Raw genomic sequence first — 16,676 nt, 5'->3', positions numbered from 1 at the left:
AACTTAAAAAGGGGGCTTTGTGAAAAGACCCCTTTTTTATTTTCTATATAATGGCTCTGTCAGTGTTAAATTTCACCTATTTATTGGTCAATATGTAAGATTTCTGTAATTATTAGCTTATATTAGCAACTTTCTTTTAAGTTAATGCTTAACTTTGCTGGCTCATAAGAATAGCGGTAAAAAGAATGAAGACAAAATACATCAAGTCGTTTTTACTATTTTTGTTATTAGGATGCTGCATTTCGGTGTCAGCTCAAAATATACAAGGCGTTGTAACAGACTCATTGACGAATGATCCCATACCATACTTGTCAGTCTTTTATGAAGGAAAAGGCGTAGGAAGCATTACCGATAATGATGGACATTATAAGGTCGAAACCCGTAAAGGCTGGAACAAACTCACCTTTTCGGCAGTGGGGTATGTAACAAAAGTAGTGAATATAATCCCCGGTGTCACCAAGAACCTGAATGTGAGGATGAGGCCGGACGATATCATGCTGGACGAAGTGGTGGTGAAGCCCAAACGAGAGAAGTACTCCCGTAAGAATAACCCGGCTGTGGAACTGATGAAGAAAGTGATTGCTCATAAGAACAATAACAAGCTGAGTGAGAATGACTATTATCAGTACAACAAGTATCAGAAGATCACAATGTCACTGAATGATGTGACCCCCGAAATGCTGGAAAAAGGCATGTATAAAAAGATGCCTTTCCTGAAAGACCAGATCGAACTTTGTGAGGAAACCAATAAATTTATCCTTCCTATCTCGGTGGACGAGACCGCTTCGCAGAAAATTTACCGTAAACATCCCAAAAGTGAGAAGACCATTATCAAAGGGATGAGCTCTACGGGGGTGAACGAGCTGTTTGCCACAGGAGATATGCTGAGCACGGTTCTGAAGGATGTGTTTACGGATGTGAATATTTATGATAACGATATCCGTCTGTTGCAGTATCCTTTCATCAGTCCTATTTCGTCCAGTGATGCCATTTCGTTTTATAAGTTTTACATTATGGACACCACATTCGTGGACAAGGACAAGTGTTTCCATCTCACCTTTGTCCCCAATAACTCGCAGGATTTCGGTTTCACGGGACATCTGTATGTACTGGCCGATTCATCTTATACGGTGAAGAAATGTACGATGAATCTGCCCAAGAAATCGGGAGTGAACTTTGTGGACAATATGGATATTATTCAGGAGTTCGAGCAATTGCCCAATGGCGAGTGGGTGTTGAAGACCGATGACATGATTGTGGAGATGACCTTGATGAAGATCATGCAAGGATTCCAGATACGAAGGACTACCCGTTATTCCGATTATGCCTTCGATGAGCTTCCGCAGCAACTTTTCAAGCGTAAGGGGGCCGAGATCAAAGAGGCGGACGCCATGATGCGCGGAGACGATTTCTGGAATCAATACCGGCCGGTTCCGCTTACGCAGACCGAGAGTTCTATGGATATGCTGGTGAAGCGTCTGGAACAGATGCCGGGATTCAAATATGTGATTTTTGTATTGAAAGCGTTTATCGAGAACTTTGTGGAAACCGGAACCAAGGACAACCCCAGCAAGGTAGATATCGGTCCGGTAAACACCATGATCTCCAATAACTATATCGACGGATTGCGTTTGCGTATGAGCGCGCAGACCACGGCCAACCTGAATCCGCATCTGTTCTTCAAGGGATATTATGCTTACGGGTTCAAGGACCATCGTTCCAAGTATATGGGTGAGGTGGAATACTCTTTCAACAAGAAGGAATACCTGCCGCGCGAGTTCCCGAAGAACTCTATCACGTTCAGCTATCAGTATGATGTGATGTCGCCCACGGATAAGTTCCTGAAGACGGACAAGGATAATGTGTTCGTTTCTTTCAAGACTTCTACGGTGGACCAGATGTCCTACGTGCGGAATATCGCCTTGAAGTATGAGAACGAGACGCAGTTTGGTTTGAAGACCACGGTGGAAGTGAAACACAGCACGGACGAGCCTACCGGCGGTCTGGCCTATATAACCAATGATGACCAGAAAACGTTGGTTCCTGAGATTCAGACCATGGAAGCCTCCTTGGCCTTCCGTTACGCTCCGGGTGAGACATTTGTCAATACCAAGCAACGCCGTATACCGGTTTCTTTTGACGCTCCGGTATTCACGCTGTCACACACGACCGGTTTCAAGGGTGTGCTGGGCGGAGAGTATAACTTCAATCTGACGGAAGTAGGGCTGTACAAGCGTTTCTGGTTCTCGTCATGGGGTAAGATTGATATGTTCGTGAAAGGCGGTGCGCAGTGGAATAAAGTTCCGTTCCCGTTGCTGATTATGCCGGCGGCCAACTTGTCTTATATCCTGCAACGCGAGACTTTCAACTTGATTAATAATATGGAGTTCCTGAACGACCGTTACGCCTCTCTGGATGTATCGTGGGATTTGAACGGTAAGATTTTCAACCGTATTCCTTTGCTGAAGAAACTGAAGTGGCGTGAGGCGATCGGCTTCAAGATGCTGTATGGTCATTTGACAGATAAGAACAATCCGATGAAGCATCCGGGTGACAGCGAACTCTTCCTGTTCCCGACCCGTGACGGACGTCCTACCAGCTTTGTGATGGACCCGAAGACCCCGTACATGGAATGCTCTGTGGGTATTCACAATATTTTCAAGATATTGCACATAGACTATGTCCGCCGTCTGAATTATCTGGATCATCCCGATGCGAACAAATGGGGTGTGCGGTTTATGGTGATGATGACATTCTGATGCAAGGAGAGCTCTGATGGTGTGTGAAATGAAGAAACCGAGGTAAGAACTTGTATCGTTCAAATAAAAGGTTTATCTTTGTTCCAGTACCTAAAGTTGGTGAAAAGTATGTTATGCTTAAATGAATGTAAGGCAAAGTTAGTTAGTTTCAAACAATGTTTTGGGCATGAGTTTGGAATTAAATCAATTGGTATCTTCGGTTCGGTTGCACGTCAAGAGAACAGGGAAGATAGTGATTTGGATATTGTTGTAGATATTGATAATCCTACTTTATCCACTATGTACACTTTGAAGACTGTTTTGACGGAAATGTTTCATTGTGAAATTGATTTAGTGCGTTTCCGTTCCTCACTGTCTCCATTTTTGAAACAGAATATTGAAAAAGAAGCCATTTATGTATAAAGGAGGACGACTAACCATTTGCGACAGGTTAACCCAGATAAAAGAATCCATTTACTATATACAGCAATGGAGTAAAGAAATAAATTGTGCTGATGATTTTTTAGCCTCCATGGATAAAGTGATGGTGTTCAATGCATGTGTTATGCGCCTTCAAGTAATAGGTGAACAGGTAGGAAAGTTGTTGTTTTTACAACCATCACCGCTTTCTGAATATAAGGAAATTCCTTGGTTGGCTATTTATGATATGCGCAATCTTATTTCGCATGAATATAGTAATGTAGACGAGCAGATAGTATTTACTACTATAAAGAATGACCTTATAGAATTGGATAAGGTTATTACAGTCCTATTGAATAAATATTTGTAAAACTTGAATCTTTTATTGTGATTACGAAATATACCCATCTCTTATTTTCTTATCAAAAGTAAGTTTTCCTATTTTTTAAGCGCTTTTATTGTGTAATACACAATTATAGTGTATCTTTGTGCCCTCAAAAAGTTTCTAAATTCCTTTTATATAAAGGGTAAAGAACCTTTTTTGAGGGTATAAACATGTCTATAAAAAGCAGACAGAAAAGACGTCTTCGGACGAAAGAGACAACAAATAAAAGATTTCAGAAATACAAAATGAAATCTGTATAAAAAGCTATTTATCAGCCAGTTATAACTACTGTGTTGATATGGTCTTTCAGTATCGGTCAGTATGGATTTCTGACGATAAACCTCATGAAAAAGCTATTCCATCAGTTTGATAAACCGAAGCGTTCTGTGGCATCTCCCGAAGCGTTGGAAGCTTTGCGGAATAACAATGCCGTGCGTTGGTATGTGTTGTCGCTTCCCGATTGCCATCGGGGAGGAGTGCGCGGTTTGCAACGGGAACAGGACCGCCGCATACAGGCAGGCGAGCCCTCATTCGGCTTTTTTGCTCCTTCCTATCAGGAAGTGAGGCGTATAGACGGCAAATTCGTCAATACCCAGCGTCCCTTACTCTTCAACTATGTATTCGTCCGTGCCTCCGAGCGTGATGTTTTCCAGCTGATGCAACGTTTTCCTGTACTCAGTTTCCTGCCTCGGGTGAGGGAGCGGAAGCGGGAGTATTTCCCCTACCTTTCCGATGCCGCAATGGAGAATTTGCAGTGGGTGGCCCGTTCTTATTCCAATACACTTCCTGTTTATATACCCCAGCCGGATGGTTTGCGCAAGGGCGACCGGATACGCATTACCGAGGGACGGTTTAAGGGGGTGGAGGCGACTGTTGTCATTCAGCCGGGAGCCGGGCGAAAGGATGTGATGGTATGTGTGGAGAACTGGATGTGGGTTCCGCTGCTGCGTGTGATGCCGGGTGAGTATGAGGTAATTGCCCTGAATGATAAGGACAAGCATGTATATACCCGTCTGGACAATGACTGTATGTTGAATGGTTTGCACAATGCTCTTCAGCGTTATCACAGTGCGGAGGGGGTGAGTGAGGAAGATCGTTCCCTGGCTGCCAAGGCGTTGAAAGAATATGGCAATCTCCAGATGGATACGGATGTGATGCGTTGCAAGCTTTATGCCATTTTGCTGCCGGCTTATACTATATTGGATATGGAAGAAGAGGCGGCAAAGCTAGTTGGCGTTATGCAGACAATGCTTCCTCTCGTCAAGGCGGAGCAGTCGCGTGCACTTGCTGTGGTTACACTTTATGGTTGTACGGATAGCAGTATCTATTATCATTTGGCGCATGAGGCGATTGATCCGTGGAAGAAAGAGGAAAAGCCCAAAAAGAGTAAGCAGCAGCTGATCAGCCGGTTGGCTGATTATGACCGGTGGCTGAGGCATTGAAATGGCATTGTAGATGATATGAGGGGGAGTAAGAGCAGTGTTATTAAAAACAAGTTGAATCGCTAGGATAAGTGAAATATAATTTGTTCTTTTGTGGAATATAAAAGCTAAAGAATATGAAATCAGAACCTTTTAACCCAGTCCAGCTACACTTGTTAAAGATGTTTTCTTATGCTAAAGACGAGCGTGCCTTGGAAGAAATACGTAAATCTTTGACAGCCTACTTTGCTCAAAGAGTAGAGGAGGATATGGATAAGTTGTGGGATGAAGGTTTGTGGGATCAGGATAAGAATGAGGCTATATTGAAAGAACATTTGAGAGTGCCTTATAATGATTAATATAGTACTGGATACTAATTGTCTGATTTCATCTATTTCAAAAAGAGGGAATTACTTTAATGTGTGGAGAGGCTTGCACTCCGGTAAATATATTCTTTATGTTTCCAACGAAATATTGGAGGAGTATGAAGAAATAATAAGTCTGAAGACAAATGCTTTGATAGCATCCAATGTAATACAGGCATTGCTAAATTCTCCTTATGTGTCATTGATTGACCCTCATTATCATTTTCATTTAATATATGCAGACAAAGACGACAATAAGTTTGTAGATTGTGCTATTGCTGCCGGAGCTGATTATTTGGTTTCTAATGATGCGCATTTTAAGGTGTTGGGTACAATATCTTTTCCTAAACTTTCAGTGGATTGATCTAGCTACTTTTTCAGATTTGTTAGAAGGGCGTAAATTGTACAATACTAGCTCGTCAGATGATTTGATGGTAAATGAGGAAATGGTTGAATATTCTTCTGATAATAATGGGATGTAATGATGGCTGGATATTACAAGTCTTTTTCTAAGAAAATGATTCTCGTGGTCGTGAGGTCCTTACAGATTTTTTAGGTGATGCAGAATTAAAAAGCATCATGTTTGATGGGTATAATGCTTACGTCTTTATCGGCGATGAATTAAAATTAGCCCAGTTTACAGATACCGTTCGTCAGGTATGTATGTCTTATGCAAACAACAAGTTCGTTAAAGCTGCTGATCAAGGAGGTGAACCGGTAGCCATACGTTTTTCAAACCTTCTTAAGGGATTCTTTTCAAAAGAACATGTTTATGATGAAGCCGTACTTACTCCGGAAGAGAGGTTACGGGAAAGGCAAAGCTTGGAAACGAAGGAACTGCTGATAGAACTGCGCAGCATATTGGATAGTGAACTGTTAAAGGATTCAGAATTTAGAAGCTGGTATTATAGAGAAGCTCTCAATTATCTGAACCGGTTCCGGAAAGAGATCTTTGCTTACTTGGATGATGGTGAATTACCGATAGACAACAACCCGGCTGAGCGAACCATTCGAAGGCTGACCACTCAACGCAATAATTCACTTCATTATGGTAGTGATGCCGGTGCAGAGATGGCAGCAACTTATCACAGTGTGATAGGAACGGTAAAGCTTCATGGCAGTTCTATCTGGAACTTCATCGGAACTTTTTTCAAAAATATCTTTAACGGGTGCAGGGATTATGTTAACATGGTTCTTGACAAAATCACTTGGGCTGCCAGCCAATGTTAAATTCAAAACTAATTAATTAACAAAACTCGGTTTAGGGCACTGAAAAGTGCCCTTCCAAAGGAGGATGCCCTAAATTGAGTATCTTTTAATACTATAATATGCAGAAAATAATTATAATTGGAGCTGGAATTTCTGGCTTATCTATAGCTCGTATGCTAAACGATCGTTATGATATAACGGTTTTTGAACGTGAGTCACGTCCTGGTGGAATGGTGAAATGTGATATGGTAAGAGGTAACCTTTTTCACAAAACAGGCGGGCATGTCTTTAATACCAAGCGTCAAGATGTACTTGACTGGTTTTGGAAGCAATTTAATTGTGAAAAGGAATTCATAAAAGCATTGCGGAATGCTTCTGTAGCCATGGATAATGGTAAAATGATTCCATATCCCATAGAGGACCATGTTTATTTATTTGATGAGCAAATATTGAAATCCTTTATTGACGATTTAGTGGGTATAGCTCGTCTTTCAGAAAGGAACGAACCAAAAAATTTTGAAGAATTCTTGCGTAGCCGTTTTGGAGAAACTTTATACAAAATCTATTTCCAACCCTATAATTTTAAGGTATGGCGTAGGGACTTGACAAAAGTACCCTTGTCATGGCTTGCAGGAAAGTTGCCTATGCCTTCCATTCAAGAGATGATTTATAATAATATTAATCATGTTGAAGAACAAAATTTTGTTCATAGCTCATTTTATTATCCTCAAACAGGAGGTTCTCAGTTTATAGCTAACAGAATGGCTGAAGGTCTTGACATTCGGTATCATTCGTCCATAGAACAGATAAAACATGAAAAGGGTAAATGGATTGTTAATGGTGAAAAAGCTGATAAAGTTATCTTTTGTGGTAATATTAAACAACTTCCTTCTCTTTTATCCTTTTCTTCTATCAATATAGATTCTTATATTGAGTTTATAGATAAACTTGAGTTTCATGGAACAACATCTGTTTTTTGTGAAGTAGAAAAGAATCCATATAGTTGGATTTATATGCCAAGTCGTAATCATGACTCTCATCGTATTATTTGTACAGGTAATTTTGCAGAAAGCAACAATGCTGAGGGACAGATGACAGCAACAATTGAATTCACAGATTCGATGTCGAAAGAGGATATTCTTAGTAACCTGTCTAGGATTCCATATTCTCCTAAATATCTGACTCATCATTATGAAATGTATACGTACCCCATTCAGAGTACGACAACTCGTGAAATGATTGATGATTTGAAAAGACGAATAGAACCTAAAGGGCTCTATCTGCTAGGACGATTTGCTGAATGGGAATATTATAATATGGATGTGGCTATGGGTGCAGCCATAGATTTGAATAAGAGATTTTAATATAAAAATATGAAAGTAGTAATCCTAGCCGGAGGTTTTGGTACTCGTATTAGCGAGGAGAGCCAGTTCAAGCCCAAGCCGATGATTGAGATAGGTGGCAAACCTATCCTATGGCATATCATGAAATGGTATTCCAAGTTTGGTCATAATGAGTTTATTATCTGTTGCGGATACAAGCAGCAGGTTATCAAGAATTATTTTGCCAACTACTATATGTATAATAGTGATATGACATTCGACTTTTCCGCCAATGGGAAAGTAACTGTACATAGTGATCATACGGAAGACTGGAGAGTGACGGTGGTTGACACAGGTTTGAATACCATGACGGGCGGACGTCTTAAACGCGTTAAAGATTACATATCTGGTGAGCCGTTTCTTATGACTTACGGTGATGGTGTGTCAGATGTTGACATTAATGAATGTATCCGGTTTCATGAAGAGGCAGGGACTATGGTCACGTTGACAGGTGTGCTTCCCGAAGGCCGTTTCGGAGTAATGGACATTGACGGTTCTATGATAAGGTCTTTCCGTGAAAAGAGTCGGGATGATATGGGATGGATCAACGGAGGTTTCATGGTTGTGGAGCCGGGAGCATTGGAATATATAGAAAATGACACAACGACCTGGGAGCGTGAACCTCTTGAAACGCTTGCCTCCCGGGGGCAGCTTTCCTGCTATAAGCATCATGGCTTCTGGCAGTGCATGGACACGTTGCGTGACAAGGAAAAACTGGAGAGCCTTTTGGCTTCGGGCAAAGCACCTTGGAAATATTGGAAATGATAAAAATAAAAGGATAAATATGGCATTCAATAATGTATATAGAGGAAAGAAAGTATTGATAACCGGTAATACCGGTTTCAAGGGAAGCTGGCTGTCAGCATGGTTACTCATGCTGGGGGCGGAGGTATACGGCTATTCAAATAGTATACCTACCAAACCGTCCATGTTCGAGGTTGTTGGCCTGCCCGACAGAATCCATCACCATTATGGTGACATCCGTAATAAAGAGGAGATGAATGATTATGTTCAGACTGTAAAGCCTGACTTTATCTTTCATCTTGCTGCACAGGCCATTGTTTCTACTTCCTACAAGGAGCCTTTTGATACCATCACTACCAATGTGGTAGGTACGGCTTCCGTGCTGGAGGTCATCCGTAATATCACATGGAATTGTACCTGTGTTCTTATCACCAGTGACAAGGCTTACGATAACGTGGAGTGGATCTGGGGATATCGTGAGACAGATGCGGTAGGCGGAAAGGATGTCTATTCCGGTTCAAAGGGTGCAGCCGAACTTACTATCAAGTGTTATTGGAAATCCTTTATCCAGGCTATGCCCAATATCAAACTGGGAGTGGCCCGTGCCGGGAATGTTATCGGAGGTGGTGACTGGGCGAAAGACCGTATCATCGTGGATTGTGTCAAGGCATTTTCAAGGAATGAGGTGGTGGAGATACGTAGTCCCAAAGCTACCCGCCCCTGGCAACACGTATTGGAACCATTGAGCGGCTATCTCAATCTTGGACAATACCTTTATGAAGGAAAGGTGAAGAATGGAGAACCGTTTAACTTTGGCCCTCGTGCGGAGCAGACCAAGACTGTGTTTCAGTTGGTTCAGGATTTGGCCGAACTTTGGGGGCTGGACAGGAATACGGCAGCCCGGCTGACCGGCAATGTGCCTTTCGAAGAGGCTACTTTATTGAAACTTAATTGTGACAAGGCACTGGCTTATCTTGACTGGCATTCTACATTGCACTATGAGGAATGTGTACATTTTATTGCTGACTGGTACAAAGCTTTTTATACAGATGCCAATGTGGATATGTACAGCTTGACCACTGCCCAGATAGATTCCTATGTCAGGGCTGCCGGAGCACAACATTTAAAATGGGCGGAATAATGATGGAAGGAGTGACAGTTCATCCCCTGAAGCATATTGTCGTACCCAAAGGGGATATTTATCATGCTTTAAAATCTACTGATGAAGGTTATGTCGGATTTGGTGAGGCCTATTTCTCACAAATAGAACACGGTGCAGCCAAAGGCTGGAAACGCCATAACCGCATGACCTTGAATCTGGTTGTGCCCGTTGGTGCTGTCAAGTTCGTAATCTATGATGACCGTGAAGGCAGTCCCACCCGTGGGCAGTTTGAAGAAATAACCCTGTCACCTGAAAGTTGCTATCAGCGGCTTACTGTAGCTCCCGGACTATGGATGGCCTTTTATGGAGAGGGGGAGGGCATATCCATGCTGATGGATATCATACCTGAACCTCATGATCCTTCGGAAGCAAGCCGGATGGAGCTGGAGGCGATAGACTATAAATTTTAAACATTGTAGCTTTATGAAGATATTGATTACAGGAGCTACCGGATTTGTAGGTAGGACACTGATTCCTTATCTGTTCAGTCGTTCATTGACAGATATTTGTCTGTTGGTAAGGGACAGACAGAAAGCAGAAAGCATGTTTCCTGGTCTTTGCCTGGAAATAATTGCTACGACAGAGGGCGGATGGTGCAAGCAGGTTATCGGTTATTCTCCTGATGTTGTTATCCATATGGCAACTTTCTTTACTGCAAGAAGGGATGATATGTCCATAGAAAAACTGATTGGATCAAATATCCTGTTTACCACCCACTTGCTTGAGGCAGTTTCCCATACCTCCTGCAGCCACTTCATTAATATAGGTACATTTACTGAATTTTTGGACGGCGCGGGTGAATATTTGCCCAATAATCTTTATTCCGCTACCAAAACAGCGGTACGTCCCATTATAAGGTATTATCAGACACAGTCATGTTGGAGTTGGATTAATGTGGTAGTCTACTCTCCCTATGGGCGGTATAATTCAAGCAAGAAGGTGATTGATTATCTGGTCGATGCGGTAAAGGCGGAAAAGCCCGTGGATTTTTCTCCGGGTAACCAGGTACTTGACTTCATACATGTTGATGATATAGCAGATTTCTTTTATACATTAATCCTTTCCTTGGATAACTTGAAAGACAGCTATTACCAGTTTCATCTTGGAACAGGTGAGGGGCATTCGTTACGCGAAGTGGCGGATATGATAGGGTCAGTCTGGAACCGTCCCGTAACAGCAAATTGGGGCGGCCGCCCGTATTCACCTTCTGATGCCATGCATGCCGTGGCCCCTATAAATAGGAACATCACTTTGCTGGGATGGAAGGCATCCATCTCCTTGAAGGAGGGTATCAGGATATTGCATGAAGATATGAAGACATATGAAAATGAATAATCCCGTTCTAATCCTTGGTGCTGGAATATCCGGCCTTGGAGCTGCATACAAATTGTCTTGCAATGGTCAGCAGACTGTAGTTTTGGAAAAGGATACTACTTATGGAGGTCTTTGCGGTAACTTCACCATTGACGGTTTCCGTTTTGACCGTTTTGTTCATTTTTCCTTTGCTAAAGATGAACAAGTAAATAGAATCTTTATGGATGGAGCCGGAGAGATATTCAGACATGTTCCTAATGCATATAATCTTTATCAGGGAATATGGATAAAGCATCCGGCCCAAAATAATCTTTATCCGCTCACTCAGAAGATGAAGGATGCCGTAGTAAGAGATTTTTTATCCCGTCCGACAGATATCGACTCTTCTCAGATACAAAATTACGATCAATGGTTACGGCTTCAATTCGGTCATTTTTTTGCAGAACATTTTCCGATTCCTTATACTAAGAAATATTGGATGACTGAGGCAAAGGATTTGGAAACAAGATGGATGGGCAGTCGGGAAGGAAGCCGTTTATACCAACCTTCCGTTGAAGAAGTGATACAGGGGTGCAATACATCCGAAACTCCTGTAACCTATTATAGTAAGGAGATGCGTTATCCACGAAAAGGTGGATTTAAGCAGTTTTTGTCTGCTTTGGTAGAAAACCAGGATATTCGTTATAACCAACAGGTCATATCGATAGATGTAGAGAATCGTCTTCTTCGTACATCAAAAGGCGATGAATATCAATTTGACCGTTTGATTAGCAGTCTTCCGCTTCCTGAGGTAATTAAGATGCTGAAAAACGTTCCTGTTGATGTTTGCAATGCAGTTGCACGGTTACACTGTACCTGTGGTTATCAGATATCGGTCGGACTGAAGACGAAGAATATCCCTCCTTATCTTTGGTGGTACATTTATGATGAGGATATTCTTCCTGCTCGCGTCTACTCACCTTCCTTGAAGTCGCCCGATAATGTTCCCGAAGGTTGTTCCTCACTTCAAATGGAAGTGTATTGTAACCGTAATGAATACACACAAGAAGAACTGTTGGCACGTTCAGTGGGGAAACTTGTTTCTTTAAACATTTTAAAAGAAGAAGATATCCTTTTTACTGATATCCGTTTCGAGTCATATGCCAATGTCATTTTTGACCATAATATTTATGAAGCCCGTAAGATTGTCCGTGACTACCTTTCTTCAGTTGGCATTGAGACAATTGGAAGGTTTGGGGAATGGGGTTATCTGTGGAGTGACCAAAGTTTAATGAGTGGATTAAAGATAGGAATTAAATAAAATTTATAGTAAAGGTAAGAGTGAGATTTGAAATATTAGAAATATAATAATGATATTATAATGCAAGCAAAATCAAAAATAGCATTGAATACTATTGTACTTTATCTGAAATTATTAATTTCAATTGCTTGTTCGTTGATATCCACTAGATGGGTACTTGAAGCATTGGGTAGTGAAGATTTTGGTGTCTATAATTTGGTGGCAGGGATTATCGCTATGTTTTCTTTTCTTAATTCATCAATGTCTGCTGCTACTCAGAGGTTCTTATCTATAGCAGCAGGAAAGAGTAAACCAATAGAAGTTCATAAAATATTTGTTTGTAGTCTCTATCTTCATTTATTTATAGCTATACTTGTCTTATTGCTATTTGAATTGGGAGGTCTTTATTTAATAAATAATGTGATGGTTATTCCCAATAGCAAATATGATGACGCTTTGATTGTCTTGCATTTTATGTCTATAAGTTCTTTTTTTACTATAATATCTGCACCTTATCAAGCTGCTATTACAACTCATGAAGCTTTGCATATCTATGCATTTACAGGAGTATTGGAATCTATATGTAAATTGTTGGTTGCTTTCATTTTGTTGAATTATTTAGGGAATAGGCTTGTTTTATATACGGTTTGCATGATGATGGTTTCAATTAATAGTTTCTTTATTGTATGGCTCTATTGTAGCAAGGTTTATGCTGAATGTAAAATGGAATTTTTAAAGATAAAAGAGATCTCTTATTTTAAAAATATTTGTTCTTATGCAGGTTGGAATCTGATGGGAGCCTTGGCTATTATGACCAAAAGTCAAGGCGTTGCACTACTTTTGAACTCTTTCTTTGGAGTATTGATTAATGCAGCTTATGGTATTGTTAATCAAATTTCATCTCAGTTAAACTTTTTTACGACGACTATAGTTCGAGCTATTGAACCCCAGATAGTGAAAAGTGAAGGGGCGGGTGATAGGGCACGAATGCTTAGATTATGTCAGACGACGTGTAAATTTAATACATTGCTGTACCTTTTCTTTGCAGTTCCTTTTTTCTTTCAAACTAGTGTGATACTTAATTTATGGTTGAAGTCTATTCCTGATTATACAATTATTTTTTGTCAGATATCGGTCTTGATGGGACTCGTTTCTCAGTTAAGCTTTGGAATTGAGATATCGATTCATGCTGTAGGCAAAATCAAATGGTTTCAAATTATAAATTATAGTTTTCAATTACTCGTTTTGCCTATTGGCTACGTGTTCCTGAAGTTGGGATATGCTGCTGAAAATGTATTATATATCTCTTTATTTGTTAATATTATTTCTTGTTTCATTATTTCTTTTTTTAGTAAATTATATACAGGGTTAGGACTAACTCGCTATTATACAAAAGTGCTTTTACCTTTATTATTTGTCATTTTCTGTTCTTTTGGACTGGTATGGATTTTTAATATAAATAATGGTAAGTCCACACTAAGTACTCTTATTGGTATTTCTTTTGGAAATATTTTATTTGTTGCTGTGCTTTCTTATTTTGTGGTGTTTGATGTTATAGAGAAAAATGCATTAAAAAATCTAATTTTCAATATATACAAAAAAAAATTATGATAAGTATATTATGTAATTCTAGCAATGAGTATGCAATTCATTGCAAGGTGATGTTGACCTCTCTTTTTGAAAATAATAAGCAGAATGACAAGGAAGTATATGTCTTTTCAACTTCTATGAGTGATGAGAATATAAAAGGGTTGGAGCTTTTAGGACAAAGATACGGGACGAAGGTTCAGATTATTATTGTAGATTCACAAAAGCTTCAATTTTTGCCAATACATTTTGCATATCATAATATAGCGTGTTATTTGCGGTTGTTTGCAGCTGATTTATTGCCTGGTATAAACAAACTTTTATATCTTGACTGCGATATTATAGTCAATTCAGATCTCAAGGCATTATGGGACATAGATATAACAGATTATGCGTTCGCTGCAACACATGACTTGACTTATTGTGAGCCGAATTTTAAGAAAAATCTCCAATTGGAAGAAAATGACACTTATATAAATACTGGTGTTATGCTTATCAATTGTGATTATTGGAGGAACAATAATGTTGCTCAAAAAGTTCTAGACTATGCAATACATAATGGAGATAAAATGATTGCAGCAGATCAAGATGCTTTGAACGCAACAATGCAGGGATCCTTTAAATTATTCTCGGAAGAATGGAATGTTTATCCTGACTATTTTTACGAAAAGCCTAATTTATACACAAATGTATATCCCATTTTAGATGAAATAAGGAGAAATCCTAAAATTATTCATTTTTTATATGTAAAACCATGGTTTAATTATTGTAATCATCCATTGCGATATTTATATGGGAAATATTATGCAATAGCAGAAGGAAAGCCGTTTATTCTTAAAAGGAATAAAGAAAGTATTAAAAGAGATATTGCTAGATTAAAACATTGTTTATTAGATTTTATGGGAATAAAGTATTATTATCATGTGTATGATAAGAGGTTTGATAATTCATTTAGAAGATTTTGTTAATTATGGTTGCTTTTTGAAGTTTGTAATAGTTTATTGCAAGTAAATAATAGTAATTATGAATTCAAGTATTAAATTGATTTTGGAACAAAAAATTCGTTTGGTTGGTTTCTTTATTCACTTTATTTATAGTTATAGTCTATCCTTGTCTATAAAAAACTTTTTTGATATTATATATACGGGGTGGTTGCAACATAATTTCCGGTATATCGGAAAATTATCAGTAATAATGAGACCAATATTTATTTATGGTGGGAAAAATATCTATATATCTGAGAATGTGAATATTGGGAACAATTGTATATTAACAGTTGAAAGTGATGAAAATAATTGTGGAAATATTCGAATTGGTAAGAATACAATAATTGGAGCATATTCACATATAACATCATATAATCAAATATTAATAGGTGATAATGTACTGACAGGTCCTAGGTTATTGATTACTGATAATTCTCATGGTCAATTTTGTATGGAAGATCTTAAACGTTCTCCAACAGAAAGATCATTATATTCTTCTGGTAAGGTTGTTATTGGCGAGAATGTTTGGATTGGAGAAAATGTTAGTATTTTATCTGGAGTAACTATAGGAGAAGGTTGTGTGATTGGTGCTAATTCTGTCGTTACAAAAAATATCCCTCCTTATTCTTTGTGCGTAGGAGCTCCAGCACGTATTATTAAATCATTATGTTGATTTAATAAATCTAAGTTTGTCACTATAAGTTTTATTGTGTTTTGGATTTTCAAAATGATAATTTATTAATGAAAATATGGTAGTAGTTTATGTTGGTGCAGGTTTAGCTAATAGAATGTTTCAATATGCATTTGCTTTGAGTTTAAGAGAAAAAGGATTGGATGTATTTATTGATGAAGATTCTTTTATTCCTAGATTTGATTTTGAGAGAACTAAATTAGATAGTGTATTTGTTAATGTAAATATACAAAGATGTGATAAGAATTCTTTTCCTTTGGTCTTACGAGAAGATAGATTCTATAAATTGTTGAAACGTATCTCTGAATATATGTCTGATAATAGGTATATAGAGAGATGGAATTTGGATTATCTTCCTTATATACATAAAAAAGCGTCTACTAATTGTATTTTTATAGGCTTCTGGATTTCCTATAAATATTTTCAATCAAGTGAAGATGCTGTAAGAAAGGCTTTTACTTTTAAGCCGTTGGATTCTATTCGAAATGTAGAGTTAGCTACCAAATTAGTAACAGAGAATTCTGTAGCTGTCCATTTTAGAAAAAATATTGATTATTTGAAGAATTTGCCTAATACCTGTCCTCCTTCATACTATTATGAAGCAATAAATTATATTAAGAAATATGTTCCTAATCCTAAGTTTTATTTTTTTTCAGATAACTGGGATTGGGTTAGAGAAAATATAAGAGGAGTGGAATTTACTGCAGTAGATTGGAATCCATCCAGTGGAATACATAGTCATTGTGATATGCAACTTATGAGCTTATGTAAGCATAATATAATAGCAAATAGTACATATAGTTGGTGGAGTGCATATCTGAACGAAAATAATAATAAAATAGTTGTTTGTCCAAAGGATTGGTATGGGGGCATGGTGAAAAAATTGGATACTATAATACCTGAATCTTGGATTATTATTAATGGGTAATGAAAATTATTAAGAAAGAGATGAATTCTTGATTATAAATGCAAGTGTTTCTAATATCTTGTATC

General features: G+C 38.7%; 16 protein-coding genes and 1 pseudogene. All 17 read left to right on the top strand.

The annotated features are described in order from the left end of the window. Window positions 1-185: 185 nt before the first annotated feature. The 17 genes and pseudogenes from GKD17_RS14845 to GKD17_RS14765 all read left to right on the top strand — a co-directional run bounded on the left by GKD17_RS14845 (window position 186) and on the right by GKD17_RS14765 (window position 16,611). Window positions 186-2,759, top strand: coding sequence for a DUF5686 and carboxypeptidase-like regulatory domain-containing protein (locus GKD17_RS14845; protein ID WP_007832426.1), 2,574 nt, complete (start codon window positions 186-188; stop codon window positions 2,757-2,759). A gap of 108 nt (window positions 2,760-2,867) precedes the next feature. Continuing rightward, window positions 2,868-3,161, top strand: coding sequence for a nucleotidyltransferase family protein (locus GKD17_RS14840; protein ID WP_007832427.1), 294 nt, complete (start codon window positions 2,868-2,870; stop codon window positions 3,159-3,161). Beyond that, complete coding sequence (locus GKD17_RS14835) at window positions 3,154-3,528, top strand: HepT-like ribonuclease domain-containing protein (protein ID WP_005843171.1); 375 nt, start codon at window positions 3,154-3,156, stop codon at window positions 3,526-3,528. Before GKD17_RS14840 ends, GKD17_RS14835 begins: the two co-directional genes overlap by 8 nt. Window positions 3,529-3,887: 359 nt before the next feature. After that, a complete protein-coding gene (nusG, locus tag GKD17_RS14830) occupies window positions 3,888-4,985 on the top strand; it encodes a transcription termination/antitermination protein NusG (protein WP_032935628.1) in 1,098 nt (365 codons plus the stop codon). Between the two features lie 116 nt (window positions 4,986-5,101). Next, window positions 5,102-5,323: a hypothetical protein gene (locus GKD17_RS14825; protein WP_005851526.1), complete on the top strand. Its 222-nt coding sequence runs from the start codon at window positions 5,102-5,104 to the stop codon at window positions 5,321-5,323. After that, a complete protein-coding gene (locus GKD17_RS14820) occupies window positions 5,316-5,693 on the top strand; it encodes a putative toxin-antitoxin system toxin component, PIN family (protein ID WP_007832429.1) in 378 nt (125 codons plus the stop codon). The genes GKD17_RS14825 and GKD17_RS14820 overlap by 8 nt, the downstream gene beginning before the upstream one ends. Window positions 5,694-5,842: 149 nt before the next feature. Then, window positions 5,843-6,559: pseudogene (locus tag GKD17_RS14815) on the top strand (IS66 family transposase); the annotation flags it as partial. Window positions 6,560-6,657: 98 nt separating this feature from the next. After that, window positions 6,658-7,902, top strand: coding sequence for a protoporphyrinogen/coproporphyrinogen oxidase (locus tag GKD17_RS14810; RefSeq protein ID WP_007832432.1), 1,245 nt, complete (start codon window positions 6,658-6,660; stop codon window positions 7,900-7,902). A gap of 9 nt (window positions 7,903-7,911) precedes the next feature. Beyond that, window positions 7,912-8,685: a glucose-1-phosphate cytidylyltransferase gene (gene rfbF / locus GKD17_RS14805; protein ID WP_007832434.1), complete on the top strand. Its 774-nt coding sequence runs from the start codon at window positions 7,912-7,914 to the stop codon at window positions 8,683-8,685. Window positions 8,686-8,704: 19 nt separating this feature from the next. Further along, window positions 8,705-9,805 (top strand): CDP-glucose 4,6-dehydratase, encoded by a 1,101-nt coding sequence (gene rfbG / locus GKD17_RS14800; protein WP_007832436.1) that lies wholly within the window; start codon window positions 8,705-8,707, stop codon window positions 9,803-9,805. Next, on the top strand, window positions 9,805-10,236 hold the full coding sequence (locus tag GKD17_RS14795; RefSeq protein WP_007853879.1) for a hypothetical protein: 432 nt from the start codon (window positions 9,805-9,807) through the stop codon (window positions 10,234-10,236). Before rfbG ends, GKD17_RS14795 begins: the two co-directional genes overlap by 1 nt. Window positions 10,237-10,249: 13 nt before the next feature. Then, entirely contained in the window at window positions 10,250-11,161 is a 912-nt protein-coding gene (locus GKD17_RS14790; RefSeq protein WP_007832438.1) for an NAD-dependent epimerase/dehydratase family protein, read from the top strand. After that, on the top strand, window positions 11,154-12,440 hold the full coding sequence (locus GKD17_RS14785) for a protoporphyrinogen/coproporphyrinogen oxidase (protein WP_032935634.1): 1,287 nt from the start codon (window positions 11,154-11,156) through the stop codon (window positions 12,438-12,440). Before GKD17_RS14790 ends, GKD17_RS14785 begins: the two co-directional genes overlap by 8 nt. 60 nt (window positions 12,441-12,500) lie before the next feature. After that, window positions 12,501-14,030 carry a lipopolysaccharide biosynthesis protein gene (locus GKD17_RS14780; protein ID WP_007832449.1) on the top strand — a complete coding sequence of 510 codons (1,530 nt, stop codon included), beginning with the start codon at window positions 12,501-12,503 and terminating at the stop codon, window positions 14,028-14,030. Beyond that, window positions 14,027-14,974, top strand: a complete 948-nt coding sequence (locus GKD17_RS14775; protein WP_007832452.1) for a glycosyltransferase family 8 protein — start codon at window positions 14,027-14,029, stop codon at window positions 14,972-14,974. Before GKD17_RS14780 ends, GKD17_RS14775 begins: the two co-directional genes overlap by 4 nt. Window positions 14,975-15,029: 55 nt before the next feature. Continuing rightward, window positions 15,030-15,665, top strand: a complete 636-nt coding sequence (locus GKD17_RS14770) for an acyltransferase (RefSeq protein WP_007832454.1) — start codon at window positions 15,030-15,032, stop codon at window positions 15,663-15,665. A 76-nt stretch (window positions 15,666-15,741) separates the two neighbouring features. Next, on the top strand, window positions 15,742-16,611 hold the full coding sequence (locus tag GKD17_RS14765; RefSeq protein ID WP_007832461.1) for an alpha-1,2-fucosyltransferase: 870 nt from the start codon (window positions 15,742-15,744) through the stop codon (window positions 16,609-16,611). Window positions 16,612-16,676 lie beyond the last annotated feature (65 nt).

The sequence above is a fragment of the Phocaeicola dorei genome, assembly GCF_013009555.1.
Lineage (GTDB): Bacteria > Bacteroidota > Bacteroidia > Bacteroidales > Bacteroidaceae > Phocaeicola > Phocaeicola dorei.
The sequence above is the reverse complement of the archived record's forward strand: the minus strand, read 5'-3'. Positions and strand labels throughout refer to the sequence as shown.